Source organism: uncultured Roseibium sp. (assembly GCF_963675095.2).
Classification (GTDB): Bacteria; Pseudomonadota; Alphaproteobacteria; order Rhizobiales; family Stappiaceae; genus Roseibium.
Genome location: NZ_CAXXSJ010000044.1, coordinates 54,716 through 75,029, shown reverse-complemented (window position 1 = coordinate 75,029; position 20,314 = coordinate 54,716). Strand labels below are relative to the sequence as shown.

The 20,314-nt window shown below is 61.2% G+C and carries 13 protein-coding genes, 3 pseudogenes and 1 riboswitch; of the genes and pseudogenes, 15 read left to right on the top strand and 1 reads right to left on the bottom strand.

The window, feature by feature from the left end:
• The first annotated feature begins 227 nt into the window (after positions 1-227).
• The 13 genes and pseudogenes from tolQ (at position 228) to serA (ending at position 14,961) form a co-directional block, all read left to right on the top strand.
• Entirely contained in the window at positions 228-935 is a 708-nt protein-coding gene (gene tolQ / locus ABIN98_RS16335; protein ID WP_346911649.1) for a protein TolQ, read from the top strand.
• A gap of 3 nt (positions 936-938) precedes the next feature.
• On the top strand, positions 939-1,391 hold the full coding sequence (gene tolR, locus ABIN98_RS16330; protein WP_346911648.1) for a protein TolR: 453 nt from the start codon (positions 939-941) through the stop codon (positions 1,389-1,391).
• Between the two features lie 7 nt (positions 1,392-1,398).
• The gene (locus ABIN98_RS16325; protein WP_346911647.1) at positions 1,399-2,340 is read left to right on the top strand and encodes a cell envelope biogenesis protein TolA; all 942 of its coding nucleotides are present in this window, start codon (positions 1,399-1,401) and stop codon (positions 2,338-2,340) included.
• An 82-nt stretch (positions 2,341-2,422) separates the two neighbouring features.
• A pseudogene (gene tolB / locus ABIN98_RS16320) lies at positions 2,423-3,740 on the top strand (Tol-Pal system beta propeller repeat protein TolB).
• A 136-nt stretch (positions 3,741-3,876) separates the two neighbouring features.
• Positions 3,877-4,361: pseudogene (gene pal / locus ABIN98_RS16315) on the top strand (peptidoglycan-associated lipoprotein Pal).
• A 765-nt stretch (positions 4,362-5,126) separates the two neighbouring features.
• The gene (gene ybgF / locus ABIN98_RS16310; RefSeq protein ID WP_346911646.1) at positions 5,127-5,534 is read left to right on the top strand and encodes a tol-pal system protein YbgF; all 408 of its coding nucleotides are present in this window, start codon (positions 5,127-5,129) and stop codon (positions 5,532-5,534) included.
• On the top strand, positions 5,518-6,888 hold the full coding sequence (gene tilS, locus ABIN98_RS16305) for a tRNA lysidine(34) synthetase TilS (RefSeq protein ID WP_346911645.1): 1,371 nt from the start codon (positions 5,518-5,520) through the stop codon (positions 6,886-6,888). Before ybgF ends, tilS begins: the two co-directional genes overlap by 17 nt.
• A 168-nt stretch (positions 6,889-7,056) precedes the next feature.
• Positions 7,057-8,979 (top strand): ATP-dependent zinc metalloprotease FtsH, encoded by a 1,923-nt coding sequence (gene ftsH, locus ABIN98_RS16300; protein ID WP_346911644.1) that lies wholly within the window; start codon positions 7,057-7,059, stop codon positions 8,977-8,979.
• A 149-nt stretch (positions 8,980-9,128) separates the two neighbouring features.
• A complete protein-coding gene (gene glmM / locus ABIN98_RS16295) occupies positions 9,129-10,472 on the top strand; it encodes a phosphoglucosamine mutase (RefSeq protein WP_346911643.1) in 1,344 nt (447 codons plus the stop codon).
• A 230-nt stretch (positions 10,473-10,702) separates the two neighbouring features.
• Positions 10,703-11,404 (top strand): annotated as a pseudogene (locus ABIN98_RS16290) (outer membrane protein); the annotation flags it as partial.
• A gap of 271 nt (positions 11,405-11,675) precedes the next feature.
• Positions 11,676-12,854, top strand: a complete 1,179-nt coding sequence (locus tag ABIN98_RS16285) for a phosphoserine transaminase (protein ID WP_346911641.1) — start codon at positions 11,676-11,678, stop codon at positions 12,852-12,854.
• A gap of 122 nt (positions 12,855-12,976) precedes the next feature.
• Complete coding sequence (locus ABIN98_RS16280; RefSeq protein WP_346911640.1) at positions 12,977-13,375, top strand: hypothetical protein; 399 nt, start codon at positions 12,977-12,979, stop codon at positions 13,373-13,375.
• Positions 13,375-14,961, top strand: a complete 1,587-nt coding sequence (serA, locus tag ABIN98_RS16275; protein WP_346911639.1) for a phosphoglycerate dehydrogenase — start codon at positions 13,375-13,377, stop codon at positions 14,959-14,961. The genes ABIN98_RS16280 and serA overlap by 1 nt, the downstream gene beginning before the upstream one ends.
• Positions 14,962-15,165: 204 nt before the next feature.
• Here the strand turns inward: serA and ABIN98_RS16270 are convergent, their stop codons facing one another.
• Positions 15,166-16,059, bottom strand: coding sequence for a DMT family transporter (locus ABIN98_RS16270; RefSeq protein ID WP_346911638.1), 894 nt, complete (start codon positions 16,057-16,059; stop codon positions 15,166-15,168).
• A 421-nt stretch (positions 16,060-16,480) separates the two neighbouring features.
• Here ABIN98_RS16270 and ABIN98_RS16265 point away from each other — a divergent pair, with 421 nt between their 5' ends.
• Positions 16,481-17,773 carry an adenylosuccinate synthase gene (locus ABIN98_RS16265; RefSeq protein WP_346911637.1) on the top strand — a complete coding sequence of 431 codons (1,293 nt, stop codon included), beginning with the start codon at positions 16,481-16,483 and terminating at the stop codon, positions 17,771-17,773.
• 271 nt (positions 17,774-18,044) lie between these two features.
• Entirely contained in the window at positions 18,045-19,823 is a 1,779-nt protein-coding gene (locus ABIN98_RS16260) for a hypothetical protein (RefSeq protein WP_346911636.1), read from the top strand.
• A 269-nt stretch (positions 19,824-20,092) separates the two neighbouring features.
• Positions 20,093-20,195, top strand: a riboswitch (TPP riboswitch).
• The last annotated feature ends 119 nt before the right edge of the window (positions 20,196-20,314 follow it).

Below are 20,314 nucleotides of genomic sequence, written 5' to 3'. Positions count from 1 at the left end.
ACTTTTTTCGGAGCTGAGGAAATATTTCAAGTTTCGCCCAAAGCATTAATATGGCGGTAACCTTAATTGATTCCTTTGTTCTTCGGGCAAAGTCTTTGACAAAGTCGAAGTTTCGCCAAAATCAGCGGTCAGAGAGGCTCTGAGCGGCGGTCCGGCGGACGTCAAGCAACCCGTGCTCCGAAAGCCAGGGCTCTGGCAAATTACACGACCAAGAGGTCTTACGTTTCATGAATGAACTTGTTCAGTCGACGCTGGCGGCTCCAGATGGCGGTATTTCGTTTTTTGCACTTTTCTGGCAGGCACATATTGTCGTGAAAATCGTGATGATCGGTCTGATCGGCGCCTCTGTCTGGTGTTGGGCGATCATCCTGGACAAGTTCCTGCTGATGGGCCGGACCAAGCGCCAGATGAACCGCTTCGAGACCGTGTTCTGGTCCGGGCAGTCCCTGGAGGAGCTCTACGGCACCCTGCATCACCGGACCAACCATTCCATGGCGGCCCTCTTCGTTGCCGCGATGAGGGAATGGAAACGCAGCCACGAAGGTGCGAAGCCGGCCATCGGCAGCCTGCAGCAGCGGATCGACCGGGTCATGGACGTGACCATCCAGCGCGAGGGCGAACGTCTCGAAAACCGGCTCCTGGTGCTCGCGACCGTCGGATCCGCGGCGCCGTTCATCGGCCTGTTCGGTACGGTCTGGGGGATCATGACCGCGTTTCAGGCGATCGCGGCTTCGGAGAGCACCAACCTCGCCGTCGTTGCGCCGGGTATCGCCGAAGCTCTTTTCGCGACCGCACTCGGTCTGCTGGCCGCCATCCCGGCGGTGATTGCCTACAACAAGTTCTCCGCCGATGTCGGCAAGGCGGTGGCCCGAATGGAAGGGTTCGCAGACGAATTTTCCGCCATCCTGTCCCGCCAGATCGACGAAAGGTCGTAAGCCATGGGCATGCAGGTGGGATCAGGCCAAGGGACGGGCGGCGGACGCCGTCGGCGCCGTCGGCGTCATGCGCCCATGAGCGAAATCAACGTCACGCCCATGGTGGACGTGATGCTTGTGCTCCTGATCATTTTCATGGTGGCCGCTCCGCTGCTGACGGTTGGTGTGCCGATCGATCTGCCTGAAACCAAGGCGAAGGCCCTGGAAGGCGATACGGAGCCGATAACGATTTCCGTCAATGCGTCCGGCCAGATCTTCATTCAGGACACGGAAATCGCCCTCGACGAAGTCGTGCCGAAACTCGAGGCCATTGCCAAGAACGGTTACGACGAGCGCATTTACGTGCGCGGTGATCAGCATTCCGACTACGGCACCATGATGAAGATCATGGGCCGGATCAATGCCGCCGGGTTCAAGCGGCTTGGCCTCGTAACGCTCGACGAAAAAGGCTCGTAAGTCTGTTATGCGCGTTGGTCTCATCGCGTCTTTGACCGGTCATACGGTCGTTCTGCTCTGGGGTTTGATCGCCTTTCCGGACGCGCGGAGCTTTACGACGCCTCCGGTCGATTCCCTTCCCGTCGAGCTGGTGCCGGTGGAAGACATCACCCGGCTGCAAAAAGGCGAGAAGGACGCGGAAATTCGTGAGGTTGCTGCCGTAAAACCGTCCGAAACGCCGAAAGAAAAACCCGCCGAGCCGACGGAAAAACCGGATCAGCCCGCAGTGGCACAGCCGACGCCGCCGACACCGGAACCGACGCCGGCTCCAGAACCGGAACCGACACCGGAACCTGCTGCCGAGCCCGAACCCGCGCCGGCCCCAGAGCCTGCCCCGGAACCGGAGCCGGAACCTGCGCCGGCCGAGAAAGCGCCCGAACCAGCGCCGGAGGCGGCGGCGCCCGAGCCGATCCAGACCAAGGTCGTTCCGAGGACGAAGCCGAAGCCGCCGCGTCCGACCCAGACGGCAGAGAAACCGAAGGAAAAAGACTTCAAGCCCAATGAAATCGCGGCTCTGCTCAACAAGGTGGAGCCCACGGGCGGCGGTTCGACCTCCCAGGACCCGGCGTCCCTGGGCAGTCGTCTCAGCCAGGACACCAATGTGAAGATGAGCCAATCGGAGCTTGATGCGCTCCGGGGCCAGATTGCAAAGTGCTGGAACCCGCCGGTCGGCGCGGTGGGGGCGGAAGAATTGAAGGTGCGCGTCAAGTTCGGTCTGGATCGTTCAGGCGAGGTTTCGACCAGCCCGGAAGTCTTGAACTCCAACTCGAACCCGGCGTTCCGGGCGGCCGCGAGCAGCGCCGTGCGGGCCGTCATGCGGTGCGCGCCCTATACGTTGCCGGCCTCGAAATACGAGGCATGGCAGGAAGTGATTATCAATTTCGACCCGCGCGAGCTGATTGGCGGGTAGGATGAATTTGAGAAAGCAAGGAGCCCTTTCGCTCATGTGCGACAAGTCCAAAGCAATTCGTTTCCTGCCCCGCCTGGAGGTGATGGCAGCCGCATGCCTGATGACATTCGGTCTTCTGGCGGGCGTTCTAACCGGCGTTCAGCCGGCGAAGGCCCTGGTCGAGATCGATGTGACACAGGGTCATGTCGAGCCTCTTCCGATCGCCTTGCCGGTGTTCTCGCCCGAAGGAGGCGATGCCAAGCTTGCCGAAGAGATGACGGCCGTGATCGCGGCCGACCTGAAGCGGTCGGGCCTGTTCAAGCCCCTTGATCCGGCGAGCTTCATCCCAGAAGAACATGAGCGCGAACACCCAGGCCGCGCTTCGGCGATTGGCGTACCATCGGGTCCCAGGCCCTGGTGACCGGGTCGGTCGCCAAACAGGCAGACGGGCGCGTCAGGGCCGAATTCCGGCTCTGGGACGTCTTCGCGTCCGAGCAGATGCTCGGTCAGCAATTCTACACGACACCGGACAACTGGCGCCGGCTGGCGCACATCATCGCCGATGCCGTTTATGAGCGGCTGAACGGGCGAAAAGGGCTACTTCGACACGCGGATCGTCTTCGTCGATGAAACCGGTCCGAAGGACAAGCGGGTCAAGCGTCTGGCCATCATGGATCAGGATGGGGCCAATGTCCGCTATCTCACCCGGGGCGACGAACTGGTTCTGACCCCACGGTTTTCGCCGACAAGCCAGGAAATCACCTACATGTCCTATGGCGGCACCGATCCGAGCGTCTACCTGCTCAATATCGAGACCGGGCAGCGGGGAGATCGTCGGCAACTTTCCGGGCATGACGTTCGCGCCGCGGTTTTCGCCGGATGGGCAGAAGGTCATCATGAGCCTGGAGGAGGGCGGCAACGCCAATATCTTCTCCATGGATCTCCGCTCGCGGCGGACGACACGGTTGAGCAATACCGCTGCCATCGACACAAGCCCGTCCTATTCCCCCGACGGACGCAGGGTCGTTTTCGAATCCGACCGGGGCGGTTCCCAACAACTTTACGTGATGAACGCCGACGGTTCGAATGCTCAGCGGATTTCCTTCGGCCCGGGCCGCTATTCCACGCCGGTCTGGTCGCCGCGCGGCGACCTGATCGCCTTCACCAAGCAGCACCAGGGCCGGTTCATGATCGGTGTGATGACCCCCGACGGCAAGGGAGAACGCATTCTGACGGAGGGTTATCACAATGAAGGCCCGGCTTGGTCACCAAATGGCCGTGTTCTCGTGTTCTTCCGCGATACGCCGGGCGCGAATGGCGGGCCTCAGATATGGACGGTCGATTTGACCGGCTACAACGAGCAGCGTGTCACCACGCCGTCCTTCGCATCGGATCCGTCCTGGTCGCCTCTGATCGACTAGGGGGGCGGGACGACCGGCAGGGTTGAACACACGGAACGATTAGGAAACTGTTTACCAGTTTTGCCAAGACGGTCTTAACCAGCTTTGGATAGAAACTGTTCACCCTGTCGGGGCCGGTGGGGATAGGAGAACGAGAATGTTTGAATTGGGGAAGTTGGCGCGGGGCGCAAAATTCATGGCCGTGATCGGTGCCATGCTGTTCGTCGCCGCCTGCGCCCAGACGCAGCCGGATGGTCTTCAGGGCAATGTAAAGCCCGGGACCGGCCAGGATTTCGTCGTTAATGTGGGTGATCGCGTGTTCTTCGAGGAAGACCAGTCGACGCTCAACGCACAGGCCAAGGCGACGCTGGACAAGCAGGCCCAGTGGCTGAGCAGCTACGGGAAATATACCATTACCGTCGAAGGGCACGCCGACGAGCGCGGCACCGGCAGTACAACCTTGCCCTTGGCGCGCGCCGGGCCAATGCGACCCGGGACTATCTGGTCTCCCGCGGCGTATCCGCCACGCGCATCAAGACGATTTCCTACGGCAAGGAACGGCCGGTCGCCGTGTGTAACGACAACAGCTGCTGGTCGCAGAACCGGCGCGCCGTGACTGTTTTGAACAACGCATCGAGTTAACGGATCCATATCCGTCGAGGAACGAGGCCGGGCCCTTTGCCCGGCCTCTTTCGTTTTGTCCGAAGGCATCGGACAAAACGGGCGCGCAGCCTGCAAAAAAATCTGCGTTCATGCCAAATTTTGGCCGAACTCCGCGCGCCCTGTGGTATCCAGCCCTTGAGTAGGACAGAGGTCCTGCACAAGACGGAGGATTGGAATGGGGAAATTGAAAGCACTGTCGGCAATCCTGGCCGCGCTGGCTTTGTTCACGCTTGCCAGCCCGTCACAGGCGCAGTTGTTCGGCCGCAAGGACAATTCGAATGTCCGGATCGACGAAATGGAAGAGCGGATGCGCGTCCTGACCGGCCATATCGAGCAGCTTTCCTACCAGGTCCGGGAATTGCAGGATCAGATCCGGCGCATGCAGGAAGATAATGAATACCGCTTCCAGCAGCTGGAAGGTGGCGGGAGACCGGGTAAACGGTCCGATGCGGGACAGCCGGAACCGCCCGCGGGCAATCTTGCCGACAGCGTCCAGACGCTCGGCACATTGCCGGCCGGCGGATCCGGCGACGGCGATTGGGGTTCGTCCGGCGGTTACCAGAACAACGGTACCAACAACGATTCTAACATCGGTTCTTCTGGCGGCCTGCCCGGCAACGGTCCGATCGATCTGGGCGCTCTGGCGGGCGGCTTTCGGGCGGACAGGGGAACGGCGGCCAGCCCAATGGCGCCTTGCCGCCCACAGGACTGGGGGACAACGGTACGCAAGCCGCCGGCAATCTCATGGCCGGCCTGGCGCCGAGCGGTGATCCCCGGGCCGATTACGACCGGGCCTATAGCTATGCGGTCAACGGAGAATACAAGGCGGCGGAAGAAGGCTTCCGCGCCTTTATCGAGACCTATCCGGACGACCGGCGTGCCGCGAACGCCCAGTACTGGCTCGGCGAGAGCCTTCTGGCCCAGCGGAATTACCGGGAAGCGGCGGATGCCTTTCTGAAGACCTATACCGATCATCCGGGAAGCGAAAAAAGCCCGGACAGCCTGCTGAAGCTCGGCCTGTCTCTGAACGGTCTCGGCGAGAACGGTGCCGCCTGTGCGACCTTCTCGGAACTCCTGAACAAATACCCGAACGCGGCGCCGGCGGTCCTCGATCAGGCGCGCGACGAGCAACGCCGTGGCAAGTGTTCCTGACCGGCCTGACGACATTCCTGTTCTGACGCAAGACGAGGTCACTCAGCTCTTCGATCCGCTGACCGGAGCCGACGCCGTTGCCCTGGGTGTCTCAGGCGGTCCGGATTCTCTTGCGCTTCTTTATCTTTTCAATGACTGGCGACTTCAAACCGGCTGGACCGGCCGTGTCCTGGTGCTGACCGTCGACCATCGGCTTCGGGACGAGAGCGCCCAGGAAGCTGCGACCGTTTCGCGCCATTGCGAACAACTGGGCCTGGATCACCGGATCCTGGTCTGGGACGGCGAAAAACCGGCTTCCAACCTTCAGGCGGAAGCCCGCGATGCGCGGTATCGACTCATGGCGCAGGACATGCGCGCCGCCCGTGTCACCTGTCTTCTTCTTGCCCATCACCGCGACGATCAGGTCGAGACGTTCCTGGATCGATTGACCCGCGGAAGCGGTGTTTACGGTCTGGGTGCCATGGCTCGCGATCAAGCGAACGGCCCGTTCGGGCTCCGATTGATGCGCCCGTTGCTGGGGCTCCCGAAGGCGCGGCTCATCGGGGAACTCACCGCGCGAAAGATTTCCTGGGCCGAAGACCCCTCCAACCGCGATCCGGACTACAAGCGCGTCCGCTTGCGGACGATGGCCGGTCTTCTGGCGGAAGAGGGGCTGGAACCGGACCGTCTTGTCGAAACCGCGCGGCGCCTTCGCAGGGCTGCCGACGCCATCGATACATGGGTGGCAAACATCTGGCGGGCGTCCGTTACCGAACATCCGGCCGGACCCCTGCGTCTGGATTTCGCTAACCTGGCCGGGTTGCCGCGGGAGGTGCGGCTGCGACTGCTGGCGCGGATGATCCGCCGGGTCACGGGCCGTGACAAGCCGCTGCGCCTTTCCAAACTGGAATTTCTTGAGGATCGTGTTCTGTCCGGGGACGCCCAACAGACATTGTCGGGGGCGATTGTTCTTCGAAAAGGCCGTGATCTCTTTGTCTGGAAGGAAGCGGGCAGGGAACTGCCGGCGCGCATTCTGCTTGCGGAGGGCTCAAAAGGGAATTGGGACGATCGCTACTGCTACAGCCGGCAAGACGCCGTGAGCGAGAGCGGGCCCGGGCCCCTCACGCTCGGCGCATTGGATCAAGTGCCGGGGACGTCCGCGCAGATCGATTGGCCCGCCGGCTGGCCGAAACCGGCCTTTGCCTGTGCTCCCGCCTTGCGGCTAGGAGACAGATTGTTGTTCGTGCCGGGACTTTTCGAAGCGGCGGGTACCCGGTTTATGTCCGACGTCATGCTTTGCCGGCTACCCGATCGTGCCGCGGACATGCTGGCTCATGGGAAAGACGGGCAGGGACCAGAGGCTTGCATTTATTAACAATCTTGCATCCGCCATGCCGATGCCAAGATAAGTTCTTTAAGGAAAAAGTCAGACGCGATGCGCAAGAATGGCGCACCGCCTTGGCAGATGGGCTTCCGCGACCTATCTTGACAGTTGAGTACTAACGCCGCGCAGGTTCTTGCGTGCGGCGGTAAAGGGATCGAAATGAACGCACATTTTCGCAATTTCGCACTCTGGGTGATTATCGCACTCCTGCTGATCGCCCTGTTCCAGCTGTTTCAGAGCCCAGGGCAGCGGACGGCGTCGAATGAAATCGCCTTTTCCCAGTTCCTGAATCAGGCGGAACAGGGAAATATTCAGGACGTCACCATCCAGAAGCAGAAGATCACCGGCCATTACAGCAGTGGCGGCGCCTTCCAGTCCTACGCGCCGGAAGGTGCCGGGCAGTATGTGGATCTGCTTCGCTCCAAGGGCGTGCTGATCAACGCGCAGCCGCCGGCGGAAGGCAACAACATCCTCGGAGCGCTGATCAACTGGTTCCCGATGCTGATCATCCTCGGGATCTGGATCTTCATCATGCGCCAGATGCAGGGTTCGGGCGGCAAGGCAATGGGCTTCGGCAAGTCCAAGGCAAAGCTGCTGACGGAAGCCCATGGCCGCGTGACCTTCGACGATGTCGCCGGTATCGACGAAGCCAAGGAAGACCTTCAGGAGATCGTCGAGTTCCTGCGCGATCCTCAGAAATTCCAGCGCCTCGGCGGCCGGATCCCGCGCGGTGTTCTGCTCGTCGGTCCTCCGGGCACCGGTAAGACGCTGACCGCGCGCGCGGTCGCCGGTGAGGCGAATGTGCCGTTCTTCACCATTTCCGGTTCGGATTTCGTGGAAATGTTCGTCGGTGTCGGCGCGTCCCGCGTGCGCGACATGTTCGAACAGGCCAAGAAAAATGCGCCGTGCATCATCTTCATCGACGAAATTGACGCCGTCGGCCGCCATCGTGGCGCCGGTCTCGGCGGCGGTAACGACGAACGGGAGCAGACGCTGAACCAGCTGCTCGTCGAGATGGACGGCTTCGAGCCGAACGAAGGCATTATCATCATCGCCGCGACCAACCGTCCGGACGTTCTCGACCCGGCGCTGTTGCGCCCGGGCCGTTTCGACCGTCAGATCGTCGTGCCGAACCCGGATATCACCGGCCGTGAGAAGATCCTGAAGGTTCACATGCGCAAGGTTCCGCTGGCTCCGGACGTCGACGTCAAGACGCTGGCACGCGGCACCCCGGGCTTCTCCGGCGCGGATCTGATGAACCTGGTCAACGAGGCCGCCCTGCTGGCCGCCCGCCGCTCCAAGCGGCTGGTGACCATGGCCGAGTTCGAGGATGCCAAGGACAAGGTCATGATGGGTGCGGAACGGCGTACCCTGGTGATGACCGAGGAAGAAAAGAAGCTGACCGCCTATCACGAGGCCGGCCACGCTCTGGTCGCCCTGCATCAGGAAGCTTCCGATCCAATCCACAAGGCGACCATCATTCCGCGCGGCCGTGCGCTGGGCATGGTGATGCGCCTGCCGGAAAAGGATCAGGTGTCGTTGACCCGGGCCAAGTGCAAGGCCGACCTTGCGGTTGCCATGGGTGGCCGCGTCGCCGAGGAAATGATCTTCGGCTACGAAAAGGTGACCTCCGGCGCCTCGGGCGACATCCAGATGGCAACCAAGCTGGCACGCGCCATGGCGACCCAGTTCGGCATGTCCGACAAGCTCGGCCCCCTGCTTTACGGCGAGAACCAGGAGGAAGTCTTCCTCGGGCACTCGGTGGCCAAGAACCAGCACGTTTCCGATGAAACCCAGAAGGTGGTGGATGCGGAGATCAAGTCCTTCGTCAATCAGGGCTATGAGACCGCGAACAAGATCCTCCGCGATCATGAGGATCAGCTGCATACCATCGCCAAGGGCCTTCTGGAGTACGAAACACTGTCCGGCGACGAGATCAAGGATCTCCTCAATGGCAAGCCGCCGGTCCGCGATACCGACGACGATCAGCCGATCGGACGCTCCTCAGCCGTTCCCACCACAGGCGTCAAGCGTGGCGGGGATGAGACGAGCGGCGGAATGGAGCCGCAGCCCCAGGCCTGATCGGAAAGCATAAAGAGAAAATGCCCGGCTTTGACCGGGCATTTTTGTGTGTGGAGCGTAATACTTGCTCATAATTTTTGAACCGTTTTTTGCCATAATCCGGGATAAAAGAAGCAAAATGATAATTCTAAGACAGGCGACAAACACACATGCGCAAGTTCTTCGGCACGGACGGCATTCGCGGGCAGGCAAACACGTTCCCCATTACCGCCGAAATGGCGCTCAAGGTCGGAATGGCTGCCGGGATTGCCTTCAAGAACGGCGGCCATCGGCACCGGGTCGTGATCGGCAAGGACACGCGGCTGTCCGGTTACATGATCGAAAACGCGCTGGTCGCCGGATTTACCTCCGTGGGCATGGATGCGTTTCTCTTAGGCCCCATGCCGACCCCGTCGGTCGCCATGCTGACCCACTCGCTGCGGGCCGATCTCGGCGTCATGATTTCCGCGTCGCATAATCCCTTTCAGGACAACGGCATCAAGTTCTTCGGTCCCGACGGGTTCAAGCTGAGCGATGCCATCGAACTGGAAATTGAGCGGATGGCGACAAGCGACATGAGCGCGCTTCTTCCCGGCCCGAAGGACCTGGGCCGCGCCAAGCGCATTGAGGGCGCGCAGCAGCGCTATATCGAATTCGCCAAGCGCACGCTGCCGCGCGAGATGAGCCTGGAGGGTCTCCGGGTTGCGATCGACTGTGCCAACGGTGCCGCCTACAAGGTCGCGCCGGAAGCCCTTTGGGAACTGGGAGCGGACGTGATCGCGCTCGGTGTCTCGCCGGACGGGTTCAACATCAACAAGGATTGCGGCTCGACCTCCACCGATGCCCTGATCAGGAAGGTTCACGAGGTCCGGGCCGATATCGGTATTGCGCTCGACGGCGACGCGGACCGGGTGATCATCGTCGACGAGAACGGCCAAGTGGTCGACGGCGACCAGCTCATGGCCGTCGTCGCGCAGTCGTGGAAGGCGAATAACCGGCTGACCGCACCGGGGATCGTGGCGACCGTCATGTCCAATCTCGGGCTGGAGCGCTATCTGCAAAGTCTCGACCTCGGCCTGATACGGACCAAGGTGGGCGATCGCTATGTGGTCGAACGCATGCGGGCGGACGGATATAACGTCGGCGGCGAGCAATCCGGCCATATCGTCCTGTCCGATTTCGCCACCACCGGGGACGGACTGATCGCGGCCCTGCAGATCATGGCCTGCGTCAAGGATCAGAACCGGTCGGTCTCGGAAGTCTGCCGGCGTTTCGAACCAGTGCCGCAATTCCTGAAGAACGTCCGTTATCAGGGCGGCGCGCCTCTGGAACAGGAAGACGTCAAATCCGCGATCCGGGACGGCGAAGGCCGTCTTGGCAAGAACGGCCGGCTCGTCATCCGCGCGTCCGGTACCGAACCGGTCATCCGCGTCATGGCGGAAGGCGACGACGCGGATCTCGTTAATCAGGTGGTCAACGATATCGCGGATTCCGTCGCCCGGTCCGCTGCCTGATCAACATCAAGGCTAGATTTCATTCAAAACAGGCGTTGCCTTGTGGAAGGCGACGCCTTTTCTTTATGAAGTGTAAACAAATGCCAGCTTGTTAAGTATTTCTTAAGGTAAAAAAACTCGGTTAATGAGTACGGTTAAGTCACCTTTAATGAATTGAGACCATTGTTGGCCTGTGATTCAAGCGCGAACCGCAACCGAACCTGCGGACGGCTGAAGAAGAGGACTAGGACATGGTCATGTATTTTAAGCGATTGTCTTTGGCCGGCATCGCGGTTGTTATGTCGACTGCAGCCTTCGCTGCCGACCTCCCGGCACCGGTCATCGAACACATTCCGCAAGTTCCGGCCGTCGGCGGCTGGTACCTGCGTGGCGATATCGGCTACAAGCTCTACGGCGACCCGGACGGCAGTTTCAACGATCCTGTTGTCGGTAACCTGCGCTATCAGCGCGAAAGCATGGACAACGCCTGGATGATCGGCGTCGGTGTCGGTTACAAATTCTCCGATCACCTGCGTGGTGACATCACCCTGGATTACGAAACGCCGGCGCAAGCCACCGGCTACGCGGTCTGCGGTGGCTGTACTGGCGGCTTCTCCAAGGAAACCACGGACATCGATGTCTGGACCCTGATGCTGAACGGTTACTATGACATCGGCACATGGAACAACTTCACACCTTATGTCGGTGCCGGTATCGGTGCGGCTTATGTGAATACGGACAATACGGTTTCGGTGAACCCGGGCGGTGCGACGACGAACTACGACGGTTCCCACGGCGAGTGGAACTTCGCTTGGGCGCTCATGGCCGGTGCATCCTATGCGATGACGCCGAACTGGAGTCTCGACGCCGGGTATCGGTACAAGAACCTGGGTACGGCCAAGACGGTGAAATACTACAACACCGGTTCCGGCCAGACCCGGTCCGAATTCAAGGATCTGACGGCTCATGAATTCCGGCTCGGTGTGCGTTACCAGTTCGCAAACCAGGTGTCAGCGGTGCCGACCTACTTCCCGCCGCAGCCGATTACCAGCAACTACTGAGCTGGACACAAATCAACGGAAAGGCCGGCTGCAACGCCGGCCTTTTTCGTTTTTGGAAAAATATTTTCTCCAAATTCAATTGACGCTTCCGGTGATCGGGCCTATCCCAATCAGTGGGCCACCCCTCCCCAACGAGGGGCTCCTATCTGTGAGGGTAGATTACATGACTGCATCGAATGCCAAGCCGGACATCCGTCCGGCCAATCCCAATTTTTCTTCCGGTCCCTGTTCCAAGCGTCCCGGCTGGTCTCTTCAGAGCCTGTCCGACGCGGTGCTCGGCCGTTCCCACCGCGCAAAGATCGGCAAGGCCAGACTGGCCGAGGCCATCGATCTGACGCGCGAGGTTCTTCAGGTCCCCGCGGATTACCGCATCGGCATCGTCCCGGCCTCCGATACGGGTGCCGTCGAGATGGCGCTGTGGTCGCTGCTCGGTGCGCGGCCGGTCGACATGCTCGCCTGGGAAAGCTTCGGCTCCGGCTGGGTCACGGACGTGATGAAGCAGCTGAAGCTTGAAAACGCCCGCAAGATCGAGGCGCCCTACGGCGAATTGCCCGATCTTTCGACCGTGGATTTCAGCCACGACGTGGTCTTCACCTGGAACGGCACCACCTCCGGCGTGCGCGTTCCCAATGGCGACTGGATCCCGGCCGACCGCGAAGGCCTGACCATCTGCGACGCGACCTCTGCCGCCTTTGCCCAGGATCTCGCCTTCGACAAGCTCGATGTGGTGACGTTCTCCTGGCAGAAGGTGCTCGGCGGCGAGGCAGCCCACGGCATGCTCATTCTGAGCCCGCGGGCGGTTGAGCGGCTGGAAAGCTATACGCCTTCCTGGCCGATGCCGAAGATCTTCCGCCTGACCAAGGGCGGTAAGCTGATTGAGGGCGTGTTCAAGGGCGAGACCATCAACACCCCGTCCATGCTCTGCGTCGAGGACTACGTGGACGCGCTGAAATGGGCACAGTCCGTCGGCGGGCTCTCCGGCCTGATCGGCCGTGCGGACGGCAATCTCAAGGTGCTCATCGACTGGGTGGAAAAGACCGATTGGGTCGATTTCCTTGCGGTCGATCCGGCAACGCGGTCCAATACCTCGGTCTGTCTGAAGGTCGTGGACCCGCAAGTCTGCGCCTTGTCCGCCGATGACCAGGCCGCCTTCGCCAAGGCGATGGTGTCCGCGCTCGATGCGGAAGGTGTCGCCTATGACATCGGTGCCTACCGGGACGCACCGTCCGGCCTTCGGATCTGGGCCGGTGCGACCATCGAGGCCTCCGACCTTGCCGCGTTGACGGGCTGGCTCGACTGGGCCTTCGAGACTCAGAAAGCGACACTCGCGGCCGCGGCCTGAGTAAGGTGTTCACGCTTCGCAGGAGCTTCCGGTTTGCCGACACCATATTGTCGGTCAAATCGGAAAGTCCCGTATCGATCATACAGGACGCGGTTCAGTGCCATCCGGAGTTGCCGGATGGCATGCGGGTCGATTTCTGCGCTTTGGATACCGTGACCCTCGACTGCAAGGCGGGGGAGCGGATCGAGATTGCGCTGGAGATCATCCCGGCAGATACCGCTGAGTGGGAAGTCTGGGAGGATACGGGTGAGTTCCTCGACGCCGTATCTTTTTACTCCACGTCCGGAGATGAAGCCTCGACGGGCTTGCGCGATCCGGAATGGATGGAGTGGCAATACCCGCTCCGATGTCTCAGAGCTCCAACCGACAAACTGCTGCGTGGCGCGACCTATGAAGCAACGGCGTCAGCAAAACTCTGGATCCAGAGTGCTGTTGCCTGGACCACGAATCCTTCTCCTCAGGAAGAGGATTCTCCGAACTACGCTGTAGACAAAGCTCTACCTTCCAAAGGAGGCCACTGATGGCTCCGAAAGTTCTCATCTCAGACAAACTGTCCGATGCGGCCGTGCAGATTTTCAAGGACCGCGGTATCGACGCCGATTTCCTGCCGGATGTCGGCAAGGACAAGGACAAACTGCTGGAAATCATCGGTCAGTACGATGGTCTGGCCATTCGTTCCGCCACCAAGGTGACGGAAAAGATCATCGCGGCGGCCGACAATCTCAAGGTGATCGGCCGGGCGGGGATCGGTGTCGACAACGTCGATATCCCCAAGGCCACCGCGCGCGGCATCATCGTCATGAACACGCCCTTCGGCAATGCGATCACGACCGCGGAACATGCAATCGCCATGATGTTTGCCGCCGCCCGGCAAATCCCGGCAGCCGACGCTTCGACCCAGGCCGGCAAGTGGGAAAAGTCCCGCTTCATGGGGAAGGAAATCACGTCAAAGGTCCTCGGTCTGATCGGCTGCGGCAATATCGGCTCGATTGTGGCCGATCGGGCGATCGGCCTGAAGATGAAGGTGGTTGCCTTCGATCCGTTCCTGACGCCGGAACGCGCGGCATCTCTCGGCGTTGAAAAGGTGGAACTGGACGAGCTCCTGAAGCGTGCCGACTTCATCACGCTACACACGCCGCTCACCGACAAGACGCGCAATATCATCGACGCGGCGGCGATCGCGAAGATGAAAAACGGCACTTATGTCATCAACTGCGCCCGCGGCGGTCTCGTGGACGAGCAGGCGGTGCGCGATGCGCTCGACGCCGGTAAGCTGAGTGGTGCCGCGTTCGACGTGTTCGTGGAAGAGCCGGCCAAGGAGAACGTTTTGTTCGGTGCACCGAACTTCGTCTCCACGCCGCATCTGGGCGCGTCTACCAGCGAGGCCCAGGAAAACGTGGCGCTGCAGGTGGCCGAGCAGATGTGCGACTACCTGCTCGACGGGGCGGTGACGAACGCACTCAACATGCCTTCGATCTCGGCAGAAGAAGCGCCGAAACTCGCGCCGTTCGTGCGTCTGGCCGAACAGCTCGGGTCTTTCGCCGGCCAGTTGACGGAAAGCGGCATCGAAGCGATCCGGCTGGAATATGCCGGTGCGGTTGCCGAACTGAACACCAAGGCGCTGACGTCCGCGGCCCTCAGCGGCTTGCTGACACCGCTCTTACAGACCGTGAACATGGTTTCGGCGCCGATCGTTGCCCGTGACCGTGGCATTCAGGTGGAGGAGGTTCGCCGGGAGCAGAAAGGCGCCTATGAGACCTATATCCGCCTGACGGTTGTGACCGAACGCCAGGAGCGGTCGGTTGCGGGTACCGTCTTTGCCGACGGCAAACCGCGGATCATCCAGGTGAAGGGCATCAACATGGAGGCCGAACTCGGGCCGCACATGCTCTATATCACCAATGAGGACAAGCCCGGTTTCATCGGTCATCTCGGCATGGAACTCGGCGGTAGCGGCGTCAATATCGCCACCTTCAACCTGGGCCGGACCGCGCCGGGACAGGATGCGATCTGCCTGGTCGAAGTGGACGGGGAAGTGCCGCAATCCGTCATGGACCGGCTGTCCGCGGTGTCGCATGTCAAGCAGGTGAAATCGCTCCGGTTCTAAGCATCGACAGGCACCCCTCCCTTTAGTCACCCTGGCCAAGCGATAGCGCGAGCCGGGGCCGGGGAGGCAAAAGCCTGACGATATTGGCGGAGTCGATTTCTCCAAGACCTCGGCTCGCCGGTCCCGGATCTCCGCTTACGCTTCGTCCGGGATGACGGAATTGAGAGATGGAATGATTTCGGGCGGTCTTCGGGCCGCCCGTTTTCATGCGGCCTGTCTTCTTTTCGGAAGGATACGCCCGTCCAGGACGAGCAGGCCCGTCAGGAGTAACCCAAGGCCTGCAAACTGATAGGCATTGAGCCGTTCGCCTAAAGCCAAAAAGCCGAACAGGATCGCGCTTGCCGGCACGATGAACGTGACCAGCGAGGCATTGGTGGCGCCCGCATCGGCGAGTACCCGGAAGTAGATCAGGTAGGCCAGCGCCGTTGCGCCGATGCCGAGCGCCAGAACGTTCAGCCAGACAATGGCGGATGTATCAAAGGGCGACCAGTTCCCGGCCGTGAGCAGGGCGACCGGCAACATGATCAGGGTGGAAGCGGAAAGCTGACCGGTTGCCGACACCAGCGGGGGAATGTTCCTGAACCTGCGCGCGAATGTGGCAGCCAGCGCGTAGGACAGGGCGGCGCCCAGGCAGGCGAGTTGCGCCCACAGCGGATCGTTTCCCAGCCCGGTGACGCTTGGAGAAACCATGACGAGCACGCCGGCAAAACCGATCAACACGCCGGCGATCCGGTGCGCGCGCACCGGTTCCTGACGCACAAGCAGGGCTGCCACGATGAAGGTGAAGATCGGGGTCGTCGCATTCAGGATAGAGGCGAGCCCGGCAGAGAGTTCGGTCTGTCCCCAGAACAGGAGCGAAAACGGAATCGCGTTGTTCAGGAGGCCCATGACGAAGAAGGCTGCGAGCATCCTCGGTTGAACCGGGAAACGATGGGACGTGAAACGCAGGACGATGTGCAGCGTCACACAGGCGATTGCCACTCGGCAGAACACCAGAACCAGCGGCGGGATCTCGGCCACGGCGACCTTGGCAAAGAGAAAGGATCCGCCCCATATGGCGCCAAGAGAGAGCAGCAGGATCCAGTTTCTGAGGGACATGCGACAAATCCAAGCAGGTTTGAAGAAGCCGTTCCGGTGGAAAAGCGTTGCGTGAGTAGCATGGTGGATTTTGTCACAAAACCCGATTTGCGAGCGCTATGAAAATTCGGGTTGCTGACGATCTCCTCGAATCTCTCTTTGTATCCAGTATGTTGAGACAGCACGCCTTTGCTTCCGGTTTGTCACGACGCGGATCGGCAACACGCCTTGGCCCAGGGCGGAGCGGCTCGAAGATCCCGCTTTGTGATGGCCTGGTTCGGTTCCTGAGGGACGGTCTTCGTCCGAGCGACAGAAGTGTTTCCATTTCAACCGGAACCGCACTATAGTCCGCCGCGTTTGCCCCGGGCGGCGCGTCCGGGGCTTGTCGTGTTTGCGCCGGTCATCCGGCGCCGGAAGTACCGCTTCAGGAGGGCGTGTCTTAATGGCCAATGTGGTTGTCGTCGGATCGCAATGGGGTGACGAAGGCAAGGGCAAGATAGTCGACTGGCTGTCGGAACAGGCAGACGTCATCGTTCGTTTCCAGGGCGGTCACAACGCCGGCCATACGCTGGTCATCGACGGCGTGAGCTACAAGCTTTCGCTGCTCCCTTCAGGCGTCGCACGCGAAGGCAAGCTCTCCGTCATCGGCAACGGCGTCGTTCTGGACCCGCATGCCCTGGTGGACGAAGTCGCGCGTCTTTCCGCGCAAGGGGTCGTGGTCACGCCGGAGAGCCTTCGGGTTGCGGAAAACGTCACGCTGATCCTGTCCCTGCACCGGGAACTGGACGCGCTTCGGGAAAATTCCAATACGGGAACCCGGATCGGCACCACCAAGCGCGGCATCGGTCCGGCTTATGAGGACAAGGTCGGCCGGCGGGCAATCCGCCTGATGGACCTGAACAACCTGTCGACCCTGCCGGCGAAGATCGACCGCATGCTCGTGCACCACAATGCATTGCGCCGGGGTCTCGGCCAGGACGAGATTTCCGCACAGGCGATCTACGACGAGCTGGCAAGCGTGGCCGACAAGGTGCTGCCTTACATGGATTCGGTCTGGAACCTGCTCGACCGGCTGCGCAAGGAAGGCAAGCGCATTCTGTTCGAAGGCGCGCAGGGTGCCCTGCTCGACATCGACCACGGAACCTATCCGTTCGTGACCTCTTCCAACACGGTCGCCGGCCAGGCTGCCACCGGCTGCGGCCTCGGGCCGGGCAGCGTCGGCTATGTTCTCGGCATCACCAAGGCCTATACGACCCGTGTCGGCGAAGGACCGTTCCCGACGGAGCAGAAGAACGAGGTCGGGGAATTTCTCGGCACCCGTGGCCATGAGTTCGGAACGGTTACCGGACGCCGCCGCCGATGCGGCTGGTTCGATGCGGTCCTGGTCCGTCAGACGGTCTGCACCTCCGGCATCAACGGCATCGCGTTGACCAAGCTCGACGTTCTCGACGGCCTTGAGGAGATCAAGATCTGCGTCGGATACGAACTCGACGGTGAGCGAATCGATTACCTGCCAGCCTCGCAGGGTGCACAAGAACGGGTGATTCCCATCTACGAAACCTTGCCGGGATGGAAAGAATCCACAGAAGGTGCGCGTTCATGGGCCGATCTTCCGGCGCAGGCGGTCAAGTATGTGCGCCATGTCGAAGAACTGATCGGTGCACCCGTCGCCCTCCTTTCCACGAGCCCGGAACGGGAAGATACGATCCTTGTGCAGAACCCCTTCCAGGGGTGATGCCGGTCAAAATCGCCTTTAAAAAAGCCAAAAACACCGGCTATTGAAAATTTACGATGTCCGTTGAAAGACGGATGCCCCAAGACAGGAAGCGGTTTTAAAAGGGCTGATTGCAAAGGGTGCGTGATGCACCGAAGAGGCCGCAGCGTCATTTGCCGCGTGCAGACCGGTAGCGAACCCCGCGAACAGGGGGTTCGCGCCCGGCGGAACATGGTATATGCCTGCTTAAAGGGACTGATTTTGGATCGGCGATTTGCCGATAGGCGACAAGATGGCTGACTATTATTCGATTCTGAAAAAAACGATCGGCTCTCTTCCGGAAAACAACGGCGCGGCCCGCCGCGGTGTTTACAGCCGGGCGCGGAACGCGATCGTCAATCAGCTGAAGGCCTATGAGCCGCCCCTGTCGCCATCCGAAATCACGGCCGAACAGCTCCGTCTGGAAGAAGCGATCCGTAAGGTCGAGGCAGAAGCCGCCCGCGAGAGCCTCGGTCTCAACCCGCTGAGCAAACCTCCGGCAGCGCCCGCCACGTCTGGAACGGCGACCCTGACCGCCCGGCAGGAACCGACGCCCCCTCCTGCGCCGGCTGCGGAAAAAGCACCGGCCGTTCAGCCGGCAGCGCCTGCGCCGGCAGCGCCCGCCTCGCCGCTCAAGCAGGCTGTGGAAGAGGCCGAAAAGCTGGGCGCGGCGTCGCATTCGGCGGTTCTGTCCACGAAAGAGGCGATTTCGTCGACCGCAGAGACAGGCGTGGGGTCTTCCCAGGAACCGGTCATGGCTGCTTACGAACCGGAAGCAGAGACAGACGCCTACCAGGAAGAGCCTCATCAGGATTACACGCCGAATGCGTCGAGCGGATACGAGGTCCGGCACCACACTTACGACGACGACATGGACGACGACGCGGAAACGGGCCGGAAGGGCCGTGGCCGGAAACGGTTGTCGGATGCGGTCCGGCGCCCGGGTCGCGGTCTTTCCCTTGTCCCGCTGGCCTTGATCGGGGTTCTGATCCTCATCGTTCTTGGCATTGCCGGCGTCATTTATTCCCAACGGGACATGATTTCGGAGATGATGGCCGGCGGTTCGTCAAATTCGGAACGGACCGTGGCGGATGACAAGACGGTCGCACCTGTGACGACCGAACCCCGGGTCGCCGAGGATACTGCAGACGCCGACAAGAACGGGGGAAAGAACACCGATCGCCTGCTGGATGACAACGGTCAGCCTGCGGCAGCCCCGGATGCGCGCACGGTGACGACGACGACCATCACGCCCGATCAGTCGTCCTCCACGCAAGCGGCAACACCACCGGCACCTGCGGAAACGGTGGCTCCCGTGGCCTCTGTTCCGCAAACACCAGAGCCAGCAGCGCCGGAACCCGCAACGCCGGAACCAGCCACGCCGGAAGTCGCCGCACCGGTCACAACTCCGAGCGTCCCCCAAATCGTGGCTTCGACTGGGGAAGGCGAAAAGCAGGATACGCCGCCTGCGCCGGAAGGCACTGCAGCCGTCGCGCAGCGCTCCATCCTTTACGAAGAAGGCGCCGGCGAGAACGGTGCGGGAACCGCCTCCCAGGGCGAAGTGGTCTGGGCGATCAAGGAAGAAACCGACCTGGATGGCAAGAAGCAGGAGATCCTGACGGCTGAGGTCAGGATCCCGGAGCGGAACGTTTCCGTCGACATCCGGCTGAAGCCCAACGAGGACAGTTCTCTGCCGGCAAGCCACCTGGTGGAGATCAAGTACAATTTCCCGAAGGACTTTCCGGCTGGCGATGTTCAGAACGTGCCGGGGCTGGTCATGAAGCCGACCGAACAGGCGCGCGGCGATGCGCTGATCGGTGCTTCGGTCAAGGTTTCGGAAGGCTATTTCTGGATTGCGCTTTCCAATATCTCCAGCGAGCGGGAACGGAACATCGGTTTGTTGCGCGAGCGGGGATGGATCGACATTCCGATGCTCTACGACAACGGCAAACGCGGCATCCTGACCCTCGAAAAGGGCCCGACCGGCACCAAGGCCGTCGACGAAGCCGTACAGGCCTGGCAGGCGGGCTGACGGCCGAGCCGTCGGCAAGCACTTGTGACTTGGCCAAATCAGGGCAGACTTCTGACAATGCCCTTTCCTCACCGTCGTCACCTCGGCTAAGCGATAGCGCGAGCCGGGGCAGGGGAGGCAAAAGCTTCACCATTTCAATGGGGTTAAGTTAACGGACACCTTGGCTCGCCGGGCCCGGATCTTCGCTGACGCTTCGTCCGGGATGACTAAATCGGGGTTTGTCATCAACCTCCAGGGTTGCGTTTTCGAACGTGCCGGTGCATGGTCGCGTTCGGTCCGAGGGGTGTTCCGATAAGGAACTGAGATGGCGTTGCCGAACCCTTAGAACCTGATCCGGGTCATGCCGGCGAAGGGACGGAAGCCTTTAGCCATATCCCGGATCTCCATTGTCGCTTTCGGTTTATCCGAAGACGGGAGATCCTGTTGTGTCGAGACGTAAAAGCACCGTTCGGTGCCGATTTTCCTTTTCGGTGGCAAGGCCGCCGCATCTG